This window comes from Aurantimonas sp., assembly GCF_964217435.1.
Taxonomy (GTDB): domain Bacteria; phylum Pseudomonadota; class Alphaproteobacteria; order Rhizobiales; family Rhizobiaceae; genus Aurantimonas; species Aurantimonas coralicida.
In genome coordinates this window covers 246352-262509 of record NZ_CAXPJM010000008.1, presented here as the reverse complement: position 1 = coordinate 262509, position 16158 = coordinate 246352, and the positions used below count along the sequence as shown (strand labels likewise).

The following is a 16158-nucleotide window of genomic DNA, read 5'->3' as shown; positions in this document are numbered from 1 at the left end:
TCGGGCGAACGGGAGACCATCATGCTCAACACGCTCCGCGGCAGCATTTCCGGCTGGACGGCCAAGATCCTGCTCGGCCTTCTCGTGCTCAGCTTTGCCGTCTGGGGCATCGGCGACGTCTTTCGCGGCGGGGTGGCGAATGCCGTGCTGACCGCCGGCGAGACCGAAGTGTCGCTGCAGGACTATGCGCTGGCCTACAACCGGGCTCAATCCCGCCTCGCCCAGCAGATCGGTCGCCGGCCCACCGCCGAGGAAGCCGAGATGTTCGGCATCGGCCAGTCCGTCATCAGCCAGCTCGTCGCCGGCGCCGTGCTCGACGAGCAGGGCCGCCGCATCGATCTCGGCCTGTCGCAGGACCGCCTCGCCCAGGTGATCGCCGAGGACCCGACCTTCCAGGATGCCTCGGGCAATTTCTCCCGCGCCCAGTTCCAGAACGCGCTCTACAACGCCCGGATCAGCGAGGCCGACTACATTCGCGGCCAGGAGAACCAGGCGGTGCGCAGCCAGATCGTCGACGCGGTCTCCGAAGGCATCGCCATTCCCGACGCCTTCTCCACGGCGCTTGGCCTCTACAATGGCGAGCGGCGCACGATCGAATATGTAACCCTGACCCCCGCCACCATTCCCCCTGTCGCCGACCCGACGGACGAGGTTCTGGCGACCTATTTCCAGGAAAACAGCGAGACCTACGCCGCGCCGGAATATCGCTCGGTGGCCTACGCGCTGCTGACGCCCGAGGCGATGGCCGACCCGACGACGATCACCGACGAGGCGGTCGCAGCGGATTACGAGCAGTACAAGGAGCGCTACACCACCGCCGAGCAGCGCCGGGTGCAGCAGATCGCCTTCCCCGATGAGGCCGCTGCGCAAGCCGCCAAGGCCAAGCTCAAGGCGGGCACCAGCTTTGCCGACGTCGCCCGGGATGCCGGTCGCAGCCCGGCCGATATCGATCTCGGCCTCGTCACCCGGTCGCAGATTCCCGATGCGACCGTCGCCGAGGCGGCCTTCTCGCTCGCCGAGGGCGAAGTATCGGACGTGGTCAGCGGCGCCTTCGGCCCGGTGCTTCTGCAGGTCACGGAAATCCAGCCGGAAACCGTGCAGACGCTGGAAGAGGTTTCCGACGAGATTCGCTCGGCACTGGCTCTCGTGGCGGCCAGCGATACGGCCAACAGCGCCTACAACGCGTTCGAGGATGCCCGCGCCGGTGGCGCGACCTTCGCCGAAGCGGCGCAGAGTGCCGGCCTGACGGTGCAGACGATCCCGGCCGTCGACCGCGAGGGCAACGGCCCGGACGGCCAGCCCGTCGCCGAACAGCCGTCGGCGCAGGAATTCCTGCCCGGCGTCTTCGAGACCGAGCCCGGCCTCGACAATGTCCCGATCAACTTCCAGTCCAACGGCTACGTCTTCTATGACGTGATCAGCATCGACCCGGCCCGCGAGCGTACCCTCGACGAGGTGCGCGACCGGGTACTGGCCGACTGGAAGGCCGCCGAGACGGACCGGCAGCTCGCCGAGCGCGCCGAGCAGATGAAGACCGAGCTGCAGGCCGGCCAGAGCATGGCGGATGCGGCGGCCGCGGTCGGCGCCGAAGCCCGAACGGCAGCGGCGATCTCGCGCCAGTCCGGCGTGTCGGAACTCGGCCAGGCCGGCGTCAATGCGGCGTTCTCCGGCGGAACCGGCACGGTCGCCACGGCCTCCGGTCGCGAGGCCGGCTCGCAGATCGTCCTGCGCGTCGTCGAGGTTGCGCCGCCGGCGGACCCGGCGGCCAACGTCGCCGCCAACGAGCGCAGCCAGATGACCGGCATGCTGGAGAACGACATTCTGGAGACCTACGTGTCGCTGCTCCAGAACGACACCGCCATCGCCGTTCACCCGGCGGGCATCGAGCGGGCGAAGGCGCTGATCCGTTGAGCCAGAGCCTGAAACCCTTCATCGCCAAGGTCGCGGCGGGCGACACGCTGGACCGCGTCGAGGCCGGCGAGGCCTTTTCGGTCATGATGTCCGGCGAAGCGACGCCGTCGCAGATCGGCGGCTTCCTGATGGCGCTGCGCGTGCGCGGCGAAACCGTCGACGAGATGGCCGGCGCGGTGGACGTCATGCGCGCCAACATGCTGCGCGTCGAGGCGCCGGCGGGGGCCGTCGACATCGTCGGCACCGGCGGCGATCACGCCGGCACGCTGAACGTCTCCACCTGCTCGGCCTTCGTTCTGGCCGGCTGCGGCCTCGTCGTCGCCAAGCACGGCAACCGCGCCCTGTCGTCGAAATCCGGCGCGGCCGACGTCCTGATGGCGCTCGGCGTCAATGTCGACCTGAAGCCAGATGCTATTTCGCGGGCCCTCGCGGATGCCGGCATCTGCTTCATGTTCGCGCCGACCCACCACGCCGCCATGCGGTTCGTGGGCCCGAGCCGCGTCGAGCTCGGCACCCGCACAATCTTCAACCTGCTCGGACCGATGTCCAACCCGGCCGGCGTCGGCAAGCTGCTTCTTGGCTCGTTCTCGCGTGAATGGCTGGTGCCGATGGCCGAGACGCTGCGCGCCCTCGGCACCGAATCCGCCTGGCTCGTCCATGGCGACGGTCTCGACGAGATGACGGTCTGCGGCACGACCGAAGTCGCGGCTTTGGAGAATGGCGAGATCCGCCAGTTCGCCATCGAGCCGGAGGATGTCGGCCTGCGCCGCTGGCCGCTGGCCGACATCAAGGGCGGCGACGCCGCGACCAACGCGACCGCCTTGCGCGCGGTTCTTGACGGGGCAGACAACGCCTATCGCGAGATCGTCCTCCTGAACGCGGCGGGCGCTCTGGTCATGTCTGGCCATTCGGCCGATCTGCGCGAGGGCATCGCCAAGGCGGCCGACGCCATCGACAGCGGCCGCGCCCGCGCCGCGCTGGAGCGGCTGGCCGCGGTCACCCAGGCGATTGCGGGGGAAACCAAATGAGCGACATCCTGCAGAGGATCGAAGCCTACAAGCGCGAGGAGATCGCCGCCGCCAAGCAGCGGATCTCGCAGGCCGATCTCGAAGGCCAGTTCGCCTCCGTCGAGCCGCCGCGCGGCTTTGCGGCGGCACTTGGCGCGCGCCACCGCGCCGGCGAGTTTGCGCTCATCGCCGAAGTGAAGAAGGCCAGCCCATCCAAGGGCCTGATCCGCGAGGATTTCGATCCGCCCGCGCTCGCGGCCGCCTATGAGCGCGGCGGCGCCGCCTGTCTCAGCGTCCTCACCGACACCCCGTCCTTCGAGGGCGATCCGTCCTTCCTGACGGCGGCGCGCGCGGCGACGAGCCTGCCCGCGCTGCGCAAAGATTTTCTCTACGACACCTATCAGGTGGCCGAGGCCCGGGCCTGGGGCGCGGATGCGATCCTCATCATCATGGCCGCGGTCGACGATGCGCTCGCCCGCGACCTCGAAGCTGCGGCCGTTGCCTATGGCCTGGACGTGCTGGTCGAGGTGCATGACGAGGCCGAGACCGAGCGGGCCCTTGCCCTCGCATCGCCGCTGCTGGGCATCAACAACCGCAATCTGCGCACCTTCGAAACCTCGCTGGACACCGCCGAACGGCTCGCCGCCCTCGTGCCCGACGATCGCGTCCTGGTCGGCGAGAGCGGCATCTTCACCCATGCCGACTGCCTGCGCCTCGCCGGGCACGGCATCCGCACCTTCCTCGTCGGCGAGAGCCTGATGCGTCAGGACGACGTCGAGACGGCGACACGCGCCCTGATCGGCGGCGATCCTGCCATCACGGTGCCCGCATGAGCGATCCGCGCGACGCCACGCTGACCCATCTCGACGCCACCGGCGCCGCGTCGATGGTCGATGTCGGCGACAAGGAGCGCACGCGCCGTGTCGCGGAGGCCGAAGGCTTCGTGATGATGGAGCCGGCGACGCTCGACCTGATCCTGGCCGGCGAGGCCAAGAAGGGCGACGTCATCGGCATTGCCCGCATCGCCGGCATCATGGGCGCCAAGAAGACCCACGAGCTGATTCCGCTCTGTCATCCGCTGATGCTGGAGAAGATCGGCGTCGAGATCACCGCCGAGCCCGCGCTGCCCGGCCTTAGGGTCACCGCGACGGCGCGGGTCGGCGGCAAGACCGGCGTCGAGATGGAGGCGCTGACGGCCGTCTCGGTCGCCTGCCTCACCATCTACGACATGGCCAAGGCGGTCGACCGCTCCATGACCATCAGCGGCATCCGCCTTCTGGCAAAATCCGGCGGCCGCTCCGGCGACTGGTCGGCGGACGCCGCGTCGTGAGTCTCATCCCCGTCGAGGAGGCCTATCGTCTCCTCGTCGAGGACGCCCGCCCCCTCGAGCGAACCGAGACGCTGCCGCTGCGCGACGCCTCGGGCCGCATTCTGGCGGCGGACCTTGCCTCGCTGCGCACCCAGCCGGCCTTCGACGCCTCCGCCATGGACGGCTACGCGGTCCGCGCCGCCGACCTTGGCGACGAAGCGCCCTTCCCCTCCCTGCGGCTCGTCGGCGAATCGGCCGCCGGCCACGCCTATGGCGGCACGCTGCAGCCGGGCGAGACCATTCGCATCTCCACCGGCGCGCCGGTCCCTGCCGGTGCCGACGCCATCCTGATCCAGGAAAACGCCAACCGGCAGGACGGCACCGTCACGGCAACGGCGCCGGTCGTGGTCGGCCAGCACATCCGCCCGGCGGGGATCGATTTTGCCGCGGGCACGCCGCTTCTGACCGCCGGCACCGTGCTGACCCCGGGCGCCATCGCGTTGGCCGCGAGCGGCGGCCATCCGGCGATCCCGGTTCGCAGCCGGCCCCGCGTCGCGATCCTGGCGACCGGCGACGAACTCGTCCTGCCCGGCGAACCCATCGGTCCGTCGCAGATCGTCGCCTCCAACACCTTCGGTGTCGCCGCACTGGTGCGCGAGGCCGGCGGCCTGCCGCTGAATTGCGGGATCGCGCCCGACCGCGAAGCGGCCATCGATGCCCAGCTGACACAGGCGATCGCGGACGGCGCCGACATCTTCGTCACCATCGGCGGCGCATCGGTCGGCGACCACGACCTCGTGGGCAAGGTGTTCGCCGCCCATGGCGTCTCCCTCGACTTCTGGAAAGTGGCGATGCGCCCCGGCAAGCCGCTGATGGCCGGCAGGCTGGGCGACATGCGGGTCGTCGGCCTGCCCGGCAATCCGGCCTCCTCCATGGTCGCCGCGACCCTGTTCCTGGCACCGCTGGTCCGGCGCCTCGCGGGCCGTCCTGCGCGTCCGCTCTACCGCCGGGGCGTTCTCGCCGCGCCGATGCCGGACAATGGCGAGCGCACGGATTTCGTCCGCGCCCGGATCGAACCGGACAGCGCCGGCCTGCCCCGCATCGTGCCGTTGTCGCGGCAGGATTCCTCGCTGCTGTCGATCTATGCCGCGGCCGATGCGTTGCTCGTGCGTCCGGTCCGCGCCGCACCGGCCGAAGCGGGCGATCCCTGCGATTACGTCCCCCTGACGGCTATGGAGCCACTTGCGGAACACAACTAGAACAGATAGGTTTGTTCAGGTTTTGTTTTGAGGAGTCGCCCGGATGCTGACGCGCAAGCAGCACGATCTTCTGGTCTTCGTGAACGATCGGGTGCGCGAGACTGGTGTACCCCCGTCCTTCGATGAAATGAAGGACGCGCTGGACCTGCGGTCCAAGTCCGGCATTCACCGCCTGATCACCGCGCTCGAGGAGCGGGGCTTCATCCGCCGCCTGCCCAATCGGGCCCGGGCGCTGGAAATCCTGAAGCTGCCGGAGTCGATTCAGGGCAGCCGCCCGGCACCTGTCGGGCGCACCGGCTTCAAGCCGAGCGTCATCGAAGGCAGCCGCGACACCGCCCGGCCCGCACCCGCGGCGCAGCCGGCACCGGCAAAGGCGTCCGCTTCGACGGCCATTCCGGTCATGGGGCGCATCGCCGCCGGCGTGCCGATCTCGGCCATCCAGCACAACACCCACTCCATCGTCGTTCCGCCGGACATGCTGGGCAGCGGCGAGCATTACGCTCTCGAAGTGAAGGGCGACTCGATGATCGAGGCCGGCATTCTCGACGGCGACACGGTGGTCATCCGCCGGGGCGACACGGCGACGCCGGGCGAGATCGTGGTCGCCCTCGTCGACGACGAGGAAGCGACCCTGAAGCGCTTCCGCCGTCGCGGCGACACCATTGCGCTGGAGGCGGCCAATCCAGCCTACGAAACCCGCATCTTCGGCTCGGACCGGGTCAAGGTCCAGGGCAAGCTGATCGGCCTGATCCGCCGCTACTGACCGCTCCGGACGGAACGCGGTCGGTGCAGAACGGGTGATAGGTCCTCGCGACTCGCGCCCGAAGCGTTGAGGCCCGAAACCGGCTCGTCCTCGCTCAGGGCCCAACCGTCGCGGTTCGGCCTGAACCGGCCGTGACCCCATTGCTGACGGTCGCCGAGGCCGGCTGCGTGACAGGTGCCGGCGGGTTCGGCGCAGCGGGCTTGCGCCAATATTCCGGCCAGGGCGCCAACCGGTGGACGTTCCAGCGTTCGGGCGGATCGCTGACGGCCTGCACGATGCGGGGCCGGCCTGTCGCCGCCTCCCGGCCGATCGCCAGCGAGCCGGTCCGCCGCAGCGTGCGCAGCGTTACCAGAACGGCGCCGGATCGGCATTCGGCAAGCCGGATCGCGCGCGAGACGATGGCGACATCCGCCTCGTCGCAGGCATCGCCCGTGCGGGCATAATCCTCCGTCCAGATCACACGCAGGCCGCCACGCGTGGTGAAGCGGCAATATTTGGCCGCGCACTCCGCGGGAATCGTCGCCCGGATCCGCTCTGTGTCGGTGCCCCGCGGCGCCCGCGCCTCGAAGGCCCGTTCCCATTGTTCCGCGATGAAACTGCTGGGCCGTGCGCGCAGGAAGGCGAGCTGGCCGTCCGCCGCGAGCGTCGCGACCTCCTTGCCGTCCTCGAAGATCAGGAGTTCCGGTGGGGCCGTCCTGTCGGGCGCAGCAATGAATCCGGCCAGTGCCAGCGGCAGGCCAAGCCACCGCAGCCGGCTTGCCAGACAGGACGCGGTGAGGATCGCCGCGGTCAGCAGCAGAAGGCCCAAGGCGGTCATGCGTCCGATCGCCTGGTCCGGCAGCCAGGCATAGACGTTGCGCGCGATCTCGAGGACGAGCCAGAGGCCGGCGCCCATTGCCTGGAACGGCCAGGCGTCGAGCCCGAACGGAATCAGCAGCGTTCCCACCAGCGCCAGCGGCATGATCCACAACGTGAACAGCGGCATGGTCAGGAGATTGGCGACGAAGCCGAAGGCCGCCATCCGGTGGAAGTGATAGGCAGCATAAGGCGCGGTTGCCGATCCCGCGAGAAGCGACGTGACCATGATTGCGGAGAGCGCCACGAGGATCTTGCCGGCGATGCCCCTGTCCGTCTCGCGGCCGCGTTCGCGCCCCGCCCGCCATTGCGAGAGGGCCGCATAGCCGCCGATCAGCGCCACGGTCGCCGCGAAGCTCATCTGGAAGCTGGCGGTCATCACGGCATGCGGCGCGACGAGGATGACGACGATGGCGGCGATCGCCACGTTGCGAAGCGTCAAGGCGGGGCGGTCGATCAGCACCGCTCCGAGCATGATCGCCAGCATCACGAAGGAGCGCTGGGTCGCGACATTGGCGCCCGAGATCGCCAGATAGATCGCCGCGACGACGAGCGCGACGATGGCGGCGATTTTCTTGGCCGGCAGGCGCAGCGAGATGACCGGCACGAGCGACAGCGACGACCGCACGGCGAGCATGGCGAAGCCGGCGACGATCGCCATATGCAGGCCCGAGATCGACAGGACATGGGCGAGCCCCGTGCCGCGCAGCCATTCGCGGGCATCGTCGGGGATACCGGCGCGCTCGCCGGTGATGAGGGCCGCGGCGATGGCGCCCTCGCGGCCGCCGATCACCGTGCTGATGCGCTCGGTCAGGGCGAGGCGCGTCTGCGTCTGCACATGCCGCAGTTCGGCCAGAAGGCCGCGTCCGTTGCCGCTCGCCGCGGGCGGCGTCGGCTCGGCCTCCGGCGCGCCGAGCGAATAGCCATAGGCTCCGATCCCGGCGAAGAACGGCGCCATGGCAAAGTCGTAGCTGCCGGGAAAGGCCGGACCGGACGGCGGCCCGAGCCGGACGAGACCACGATAGACGCCGCCGGGCGCGATCGGCTCGTGTCGGCTGCCGACGACGATGCGAACACGCTCCGGCGGTCGCGACAGGACCGGCCGCTCGGTTTCCGCGACGGCGATCACATAGCGATAGCGTCCGTCCTCTGTCCGCTCCCGTGAGACGACGGGTCCGGCGATGCGCACCGTCGCCTGGCCGGACAGGATCGTCGTTTCGGTGCGCTGAATCTCGCCGATCGCGAGGGCGGTACCGACGAGGGTGAAGCCAGCGAGGATCAGCACCGGGTGCAGAACGGGGCGCCCCATACGGCGCAGCGCGAGGCCAAGGCTGGCGATGGCCGCAAGAACGGTCAGCCAGACATTCGGAGCCCAGCCGGCGCCGTGGACGAGCGCCACACCGATCATCAGGCCGAGCGGGACCAGGAGGAAACCGGTGCGGGCGCGGGTCTCGGCGGCAAGCTGGTCGGCAAGCCATTCCCGGCCGAGACGTCGCCAGCGGGCGCGCGGCGGCAGCGCGATCGTCGCCCGCCAGCGCCGAAACGCTGCCCGAACGGCATCGCGCCGCCCGAAGGCCGCGCCTGCGCGTTCGTCGCGATCGCTGGCGCTGTCCATGCCGTCCGGTCCCGTCGGCTTGTCTCTCCCCTCGCCTATGGTACACAGCCGCCAAGCGAAAGCGATCCACGCCGACCGCTCCCAACACTCAGCGTATCAATATCGGAGAGACCATGACGGACGCCGTCGTGACCCGCTTTGCCCCCTCGCCGACGGGCTTCCTGCATATCGGTGGCGCGCGCACGGCGCTGTTCAACTGGCTCTACGCCAGGGCAACGGGCGGCAAGATGCTGCTGCGGATCGAGGACACCGACCGCGCCCGCTCGACCGAGCCGGCGGTCCAGGCGATCATCGACGGCCTCGACTGGATGGGCCTGACCGCAGACGAGCCGCCGGTGTCGCAGTATGAGCGGGCGGACCGCCACCGCGAGGTAGTCGAGGAGATGCTCGCCAAGGGCGAGGCCTATCGCTGCTACGCCAGCCAGGCCGAACTGGAAGAGATGCGCGAGACCGCGCGCGCCGAGAAGCGTCCGCCGCGCTATGACGGCCGCTGGCGCGACCGCGACCCGTCCGAGGCCCCCGAGGGCGTCAAGCCGGTGATCCGCCTGCGAGCGCCGCTGGAGGGCGAGACGATCGTCCGTGACAAGGTGCAGGGTGACGTCCGCTTTCCCAACAAGGATCTCGACGATCTGGTGCTGCTGCGCTCAGACGGCAGCCCGACCTACATGCTGGCCGTGGTCGTCGACGATCACGACATGGGCGTTACCCACATCATCCGCGGCGACGACCATTTGACCAATGCCGGCCGCCAGACGCTGATCTACAAGGCGATGGGCTGGGACGTGCCGGTCATGGCGCACATCCCGCTGATCCATGGCGCCGACGGCGCCAAGCTGTCGAAGCGCCACGGCGCGCTGGGCATCGAGGCCTACCAGGCCATGGGCTATCTGCCGGTGGCACTGCGCAACTACCTCGTGCGGCTCGGCTGGAGCCATGGCGATTCCGAGATCATCTCCACCGAGGAGATGATCGAATGGTTCGATCTGGGCGAGATCAACAAGGGCGCCGCACGCTTCGACTTCGCCAAGCTGGAAGCGCTCAACGGCCACTGGATCCGGCGCAGCGACGACGCGGAACTGGTCGACATGCTGATGGCCGAGCGCGACGTGCTGCCCAATGGCGGCATCCTGAAGACCCGCTCCGACGACGAGATCCGATCCAAGCTGACCGCAGCCATGCCTGGGCTGAAGGAGCGCGCCAAGACCCTCGTCGAGCTCACCGAGAGCACCGCCTATCTCTTCGCCGACCGGCCGTTGTCGTTCGAGGACAAGGCGGCGGCGATTCTCGACGATGACGGCCGCGAGATCGTCGGCGCGCTCGCCAAGCGCTTCGAGGCGGCCCCGGACTGGTCTGCGGCGGAGCTGGAGGCCATAGTACGCGCCTATGCCGAGGAGAACGGCCTGAAGCTGGGCAAGGCGGCACAGCCCCTGCGGGCGGCCCTGACCGGCCGCACCACCTCCCCGGGCGTGTTCGATGTACTGGCCGTGCTGGGCCGGGACGAATCGCTGGCGCGGCTGGGCGACCAGTCGGCCTGACCAAGGACAGGACTATTGCGGCGCAACACATTGCGTGATCGGAAACTTGTCGCACTCCTGGGTTTGGAGTAGTCAGGCATCTGAACAATCTGTGTGCGCTGCGAGAGGTCGATACCTGAGCGGCTATCATCGAAGGGAAAACGCATGACGGAACAGTCGGCGAAGCTCACATTGGGTCAGAAAGATGCGGATCTGGCCGTTCGCAGCGGCAGCATCGGACCGGACGTCGTCGACGTCACCGCGCTGTACAAGCAGACCGGTCTCTTCACCTACGACCCGGGCTTCTCCTCGACGGCGTCCTGCGAATCCAAGATCACCTACATCGACGGCGACGAGGGCGTGCTGCTGCATCGCGGCTACCCGATCGACCAGCTCGCCGAGCGCGGTGATTTCCTCGAGACCTGCTACCTGCTGCTCTACGGCGAGCTGCCGACGACCCGCGAGAAGGACGATTTCGTCTACCGCGTGACCCGGCACACCATGGTCCACGAGCAGATGAGCCGGTTCTACACGGGCTTCCGCCGCGACGCGCATCCGATGGCCGTGATGGTCGGCTCGGTCGGCGCCCTGTCGGCCTTCTACCACGACTCGACCGATATCGCCGATCCGCACCAGCGGATGGTGGCGAGCCTGCGCATGGTCGCCAAGATGCCGACCATCGCGGCGATGGCCTACAAGTACCATATCGGCCAGCCCTTCGTGTATCCGCGCAACGATCTCGCCTATGCCGAGAACTTCCTGCACATGTGCTTCGCGGTGCCCTGCGAGCCCTACCGGATCAACCCGGTGCTGGCGCGGGCCATGGACCGGATCTTCATCCTCCATGCCGATCACGAGCAGAACGCCTCGACCTCGACGGTCCGGCTGGCCGGTTCTTCGGGCGCCAACCCGTTTGCCTGCGTTGCCGCCGGCATCGCCTGCCTCTGGGGTCCTGCCCATGGCGGCGCCAACGAGGCCGCGCTCAACATGCTGATGGAGATCGGCACCAAGGACCGCATCCCCGAGTTCATCGCGCGGGCCAAGGACAAGAACGATCCGTTCCGCCTGATGGGCTTCGGCCACCGGGTCTACAAGAACTACGATCCGCGCGCCAAGATCATGCAGCAGACCTGCCACGAGGTTCTCGACGAGCTCGGCATCAAGGACGATCCGCTGCTCGAAGTGGCGATGGAGCTCGAGCGCATCGCGCTGACCGACGAGTACTTCATCGAGAAGAAGCTCTACCCGAATGTCGACTTCTACTCGGGCATCACCCTGAAGGCGCTCGGCTTCCCGACCACCATGTTCACGGTGCTCTTCGCCGTGGCGCGCACGGTCGGCTGGATCGCGCAGTGGAAGGAGATGATCGAGGACCCGCATCAGCGGATCGGCCGTCCCCGGCAGCTCTATACGGGCGCCGAGATGCGCGACTACGTCGCCGTCGACGAGCGCGGCTGAGGCTTAGCCGCTTCGAGATCAACGAAAAACGGGCGCTGCGGCGCCCGTTTCTATGTCTGGATGGACGTCCTGCCGCGCGCGATGCAATCGAGGACGATCGCGGCGGCCGCCTCGCCCGGCGCCACATCGATCCGCATCATTTCGCGGATGTCGGCGAAGCCGGCGCGCTGCGCCGCCCGCTCCGGCGTCGGCGTCATCAGCCGCTCGAGCCGACGGGCCAGCATTTCCGGCCGCACGAATTCGTGGAAATGCTCCGGCACCAGCGCATGCCCGACGATGAAGTTCGGCATCGCCGCCGTCCAGGCCGAGATCAGGTGGCGGAACTGGTAGGCCACCCGGTCGAGCCGGTAGGCCAGCGCCATCGGCACGTCGGCCAGCGCCAGCTCCAGTGACACCGTGCCGGAGGCCGCGAGTGCCGCATCGGCTTGCGCGAAGGCCGCCCACTTCGCCGCCTCGCCGGTGACGATCTCGGGCTTCACCTCCCAGCCGGCGATCTTCTGTTCGATCAGAGGACGATGCCGTTCGAGCGCAGGAATGACCGCCGTGACGCCCGGCATACGCCCGCGCAGGACATCGAAGGTACGGCCGAAATCGTCGATCAGCCGGTTGATCTCGCCGCGGCGCGACCCCGGCAGGATCAGGAGACGCGGCGGCGATGCCGGAGCGCGGTCCGGCGCGGTGCGCGCCGGGTCCGCGATCATCTGCGCCAGCGCCGGCACCCGCATCAGCGGATGGCCGACATAGGTCGATGGCGGCCCATCCAGCCGTTCCATGGTGGCGGGTTCGAAGGGCAGGATACAGATGGCGCGGTCCACATAGGCCCGCATCTTCTGTGCCCGCTCCTCGCGCCAGGCCCAGACCGTCGGCGGCACGTAATTGACGATCGGCACATCGGGCAGCTTCTCGCGCACACGCTTCGCCACCCGGTGGGAGAAGGTCGGGCTGTCGATGATGACGAGGACATCAGGACGCGCGGCGATCACCGCGTCGGCCACCTGCGACAGTCGGCGCATCAGCTGCGGCAGCCGCGCCAGGATCGCGCCGATCCCGATGATCGACAATTCGTCGATGTCGAACAGGCTGTCGAGACCCTCGGCCTGCATCGCCTCGCCACCGAGCCCCACCAGTCGCAATTCGTCGCCGAGTTTCGGACGAAGGGCGCGGATGAGATCGGCCCCGATCCGGTCCCCTGACGCTTCCCCGACCACGAAGGCGATGGTCGTCATGGCCGGTCTCCCCCGTCGTCGCCGTTTGCCGTTCCGGTATCCTCTTCGAGCCCGACAATGGCGATGCCCGCGGCTTCGGCGGCCTCCAGCACGTCGTCGATCCCGAGGATCAGACTGCGCCCGGCCGTCGCCCCGATCACCGTGATGCCGGCAGCGGCCGCCTCCTCGATGGTGGCGCCGCCGATGCTCGGCAGGTCGAAGCGCTCGTCCTGGGCTGGCTTGACGCTCTTCACCAGCACGCAGTGCTCCGAACGCCCGATGCGGCCGCGAATCTTGAGATCGGCGACCCTTTGGAGCATCTCCCGCGTGCCCTCGATCCCTTCCAGCGCGATCACCCGGTCCCGGGACGCAACGACCGCCTGTCCGATGTCGAGCTCGCCCAGCCGCGCCGCGGCTCGGGCCGCGAGCACCAGCGCCTGTTCTTCATCCGCGTCGGGCATGCGGCGGGTCAGGGTGCCGCCGGGCGTCAGGAGCTGCGGAACGATGTCCTGCACCGCCAGCATCTCGAAGCCCTGGCGCTCCATGTAGCGAGAGAGGGCGCGCAACAACCGGTCGTCGCCGCCCCGCACGATCTTCAGCGCCGCCGGCAGCCGGATCAATGTCTGGAAACTGGGAATGAGCGAGCGGAAATCGGGACGGTGGCTGACGGTGCCGCAGAACACCATGCGCCGCACCCCGCAGGACTTCATGTAGGCGATCGCGTCGCCGGTACGGCCCCAGGGATAGGCACCGCCTTCGTAACCCGCCCAGTCGTCGGCCATGCCGTCGCCGATGCGCACCACGATGACCCGCCAGCCCGAGGCGCGCGCCGCTTCCGCCACCAGTCGCGGCAGCGATCCGCCCCCCGCCACCAGACCGAGAGCGTCGCCCGGCCGAACGGGAGCCAGTCCGGGCATTGTCAGCTTAGCTGGGGATGGCGCGGAAAGCACAGGGCGCGATCGCCGCCCGAGCGGATGAACCCGAGGAGATCCTGCACGAGCGGATCGTTGGGGAACTCGCTCTGCACCTCGTCCATGTTCTCCTTGAACGTCAGATCGAAGGAAAACAGCATCCGGTAGGCGCGGCGCACATTGCGGATCGCCTCGCGATCGAAGCCGGCCCGCTTCATGCCGATGACGTTGAGGCTCGACAGATAGGCACGATTGCCCAGCACCATGCCGAAGGGGATGACGTCCCCCTCCACCGCCGCGAGGCCGCCCACATAGGCATGGTGGCCGATACGGGTGAACTGGTGAATGCCCGAGCCGCCGGCGATCGTGGCATAGTCGCCGATCGTGCAGTGACCGGCGAGCATGACGTTGTTGATCACCGTGACATTGCGCCCGACAATGCAGTCATGGGCGACATGGGCGCCGGTGAAGAAGGCGCAATTGTCGCCGATGGTCGTTTCGGAGCGCCCCTGCACGGTGCCGGGGTTCATCGTCACATGTTCGCGGATCAGGCAGTCGCGGCCGATCACCAGCCTGGTGTCCTCGCCGCGATATTTCAGATGCTGCGGCGCATGGCCGAGCGAGGCGAACGGCCAAATCTGCGCGTTCTCGCCGATCACCGTGTTGCCCCACAGCGCCACATGCGAGCGCAGGCGGCTGTTGGCGCCGAGCTGCACCTGCGGCCCGACATGGCAGAACGGGCCGATCTCGCAGCCGTCACCGATCACCGCGCCGTCCTCGATGACGGCGCTCGGATGAATGGTCGTCTCGGCCATGGTCAGTTCGGGCCGCGGGGCGACAACATTGCGCTGACGACCGCCTCGGCCACCTTGACCCCGTCGACCTGCGCGACGCAGTCGAACTTCCAGATGTTGCCGCGCTTCTTGGACTGGATCACGTGGTATTCGACCCGGTCGCCCGGAACCACCGGCTTGCGGAACTTGGCGCCGTCGATGGTCATCAGATAGACGAGCTGCGGCGTGCCGCCTCCGGTCGCACGGGTGCAGATGGCGCCGGCGGTCTGGGCCATGCCCTCGAGAATCAGCACACCCGGCATCACCGGAGCCGTCGGGAAATGTCCCTGGAAATGCGGCTCGTTCGCGGTGACGTTCTTGATCCCGATCGCACTGCGGTCCCCGTCGATGTCGATGATACGATCGACCAACAGGAACGGATAGCGGTGGGGTAGAAGCTCCATGATCTCCAGGATATCGGCGCTTTCGAGTACCATCGCGTCGTCACTCATCTGTCTTCCTTGGAGAACGTCCCCGTTGGGCAAGCTCAGATAACGTCATGAGCTCGCGAAACCAGTCCCGAACGGGTTTTGCGGGCGTACCGCCCCAGCGCGCGCCCTTCGGCACGTCGCCGGCGACCGACGACACGGCCGCGATCTGGGCGCCGTCGGCGATCGTCAGATGGCCGTTAATGCCGGTCTGGCCGCCGATCATCACGCCGTCGCCGAGTGTCGTGCTGCCGGAAATGCCGACCTGCGCGACGATCACGCAGTGCCGCCCGATCCGCACATTGTGGGCAATCTGGACCTGGTTGTCGATTTTGGTGCCTTCGCCGATCACCGTATCGCGAACGCCGCCGCGATCCACGGTCGTGTTCGCGCCGATCTCGACATCGTCCTGGATGATGACACGGCCGATCTGCACCGCCTTGACGAGGCCTGCGGGCCCTGCCGTGTAGCCAAAGCCGTCCTGCCCGATCCGCACGCCGGGGTGCAGGATCACCCGATCGCCGACCAGCGCATGGGTCAAGGTCACGTTCGAGCCGATCCGGCAATTGCGGCCAATGCGGCATCCGGCACCGATGACGGCACCCGCACCGACGATCGTCCCGCGGCCGATCTCGACGCCGGGACCGATCGACGCGAAGGCTTCCACCGTCACGCCGTCTTCGAGCTTGGCTTCGCGGTGGATGTCGGCCTTGAGCGAGACACCGTGCGATCCGGTGGCCGGCGTCGGCAGGACGGCGCCGGGAAACAGCGCCCGGCCCGCCTCGGTGAAGGCGATCGCGGCACTGTGGGTCACCAGGGCCGGCATGCCCGACGGCAGCAGCCCGACATTCTTGGGAGAGACGAGAACGCAGCCGGCCCGCGTTGCCGCGAGCTCGGCGCTGTAGCGCTTGCTGTCGAAGAAGGACAAATCCTGCGGCCCTGCCTCGGACAGGGCAGCGATGCCGGTGATCCGCAGAGCCGGGTCGGCCCCCTCGCCCAGGCTGGTGCCCGTCAGGCTTGCCAGCTCCGCAAGGGTGAGACCGTCGCCGCGCGGGAAGAAAGTCAATTCATGCATCGGGACGGTCTGGGC

Annotated in this window: 14 protein-coding genes; 8 read left to right on the top strand and 6 right to left on the bottom strand. The window is 68.5% G+C overall.

Annotated features, from left to right (window positions below; translation table 11 throughout):
• The first annotated feature begins 21 nt into the window (after positions 1–21).
• The 6 genes from ACEQX1_RS04495 to lexA are packed head-to-tail and all read left to right on the top strand — an operon-like array spanning position 22 to position 6249.
• Entirely contained in the window at positions 22–1911 is a 1890-nt protein-coding gene (locus ACEQX1_RS04495) for a peptidyl-prolyl cis-trans isomerase (protein ID WP_370196540.1), read from the top strand.
• Positions 1908–2939, top strand: a complete 1032-nt coding sequence (gene trpD, locus ACEQX1_RS04490; protein WP_370192308.1) for an anthranilate phosphoribosyltransferase — start codon at positions 1908–1910, stop codon at positions 2937–2939. Before ACEQX1_RS04495 ends, trpD begins: the two co-directional genes overlap by 4 nt.
• A complete protein-coding gene (gene trpC / locus ACEQX1_RS04485; protein WP_370192309.1) occupies positions 2936–3751 on the top strand; it encodes an indole-3-glycerol phosphate synthase TrpC in 816 nt (271 codons plus the stop codon). Before trpD ends, trpC begins: the two co-directional genes overlap by 4 nt.
• Positions 3748–4248, top strand: coding sequence for a cyclic pyranopterin monophosphate synthase MoaC (moaC, locus tag ACEQX1_RS04480; RefSeq protein ID WP_370192310.1), 501 nt, complete (start codon positions 3748–3750; stop codon positions 4246–4248). The genes trpC and moaC overlap by 4 nt, the downstream gene beginning before the upstream one ends.
• Positions 4245–5486: a gephyrin-like molybdotransferase Glp gene (gene glp / locus ACEQX1_RS04475; RefSeq protein WP_370196539.1), complete on the top strand. Its 1242-nt coding sequence runs from the start codon at positions 4245–4247 to the stop codon at positions 5484–5486. Before moaC ends, glp begins: the two co-directional genes overlap by 4 nt.
• A gap of 43 nt (positions 5487–5529) precedes the next feature.
• On the top strand, positions 5530–6249 hold the full coding sequence (lexA, locus tag ACEQX1_RS04470) for a transcriptional repressor LexA (RefSeq protein WP_188076808.1): 720 nt from the start codon (positions 5530–5532) through the stop codon (positions 6247–6249).
• Positions 6250–6343: 94 nt separating this feature from the next.
• Here lexA and ACEQX1_RS04465 read toward each other — a convergent pair whose 3' ends face one another.
• Positions 6344–8719, bottom strand: coding sequence for a ComEC/Rec2 family competence protein (locus tag ACEQX1_RS04465; RefSeq protein WP_370192314.1), 2376 nt, complete (start codon positions 8717–8719; stop codon positions 6344–6346).
• Between the two features lie 113 nt (positions 8720–8832).
• Between ACEQX1_RS04465 and gltX the strand changes: the two genes are divergently transcribed.
• Complete coding sequence (gltX, locus tag ACEQX1_RS04460; protein WP_370192316.1) at positions 8833–10254, top strand: glutamate--tRNA ligase; 1422 nt, start codon at positions 8833–8835, stop codon at positions 10252–10254.
• A 144-nt stretch (positions 10255–10398) separates the two neighbouring features.
• Positions 10399–11691, top strand: coding sequence for a citrate synthase (gene gltA / locus ACEQX1_RS04455; protein WP_009209493.1), 1293 nt, complete (start codon positions 10399–10401; stop codon positions 11689–11691).
• Positions 11692–11741: 50 nt separating this feature from the next.
• Here gltA and lpxB read toward each other — a convergent pair whose 3' ends face one another.
• From lpxB to lpxD, 5 genes are read right to left on the bottom strand one after another with little or no spacing between them, the layout of a single operon-like run.
• The gene (gene lpxB, locus ACEQX1_RS04450) at positions 11742–12917 is read right to left on the bottom strand and encodes a lipid-A-disaccharide synthase (protein ID WP_370192317.1); all 1176 of its coding nucleotides are present in this window, start codon (positions 12915–12917) and stop codon (positions 11742–11744) included.
• Positions 12914–13813 carry an LpxI family protein gene (locus ACEQX1_RS04445; protein WP_370192318.1) on the bottom strand — a complete coding sequence of 300 codons (900 nt, stop codon included), beginning with the start codon at positions 13811–13813 and terminating at the stop codon, positions 12914–12916. Before ACEQX1_RS04445 ends, lpxB begins: the two co-directional genes overlap by 4 nt.
• Positions 13814–13815: 2 nt before the next feature.
• On the bottom strand, positions 13816–14622 hold the full coding sequence (lpxA, locus tag ACEQX1_RS04440; RefSeq protein WP_009209490.1) for an acyl-ACP--UDP-N-acetylglucosamine O-acyltransferase: 807 nt from the start codon (positions 14620–14622) through the stop codon (positions 13816–13818).
• Between the two features lie 2 nt (positions 14623–14624).
• Positions 14625–15092 (bottom strand): 3-hydroxyacyl-ACP dehydratase FabZ, encoded by a 468-nt coding sequence (fabZ, locus tag ACEQX1_RS04435; RefSeq protein ID WP_370192319.1) that lies wholly within the window; start codon positions 15090–15092, stop codon positions 14625–14627.
• Positions 15085–16143 carry a UDP-3-O-(3-hydroxymyristoyl)glucosamine N-acyltransferase gene (gene lpxD / locus ACEQX1_RS04430; RefSeq protein ID WP_370192320.1) on the bottom strand — a complete coding sequence of 353 codons (1059 nt, stop codon included), beginning with the start codon at positions 16141–16143 and terminating at the stop codon, positions 15085–15087. The genes fabZ and lpxD overlap by 8 nt, the downstream gene beginning before the upstream one ends.
• Positions 16144–16158: the final 15 nt, after the last annotated feature.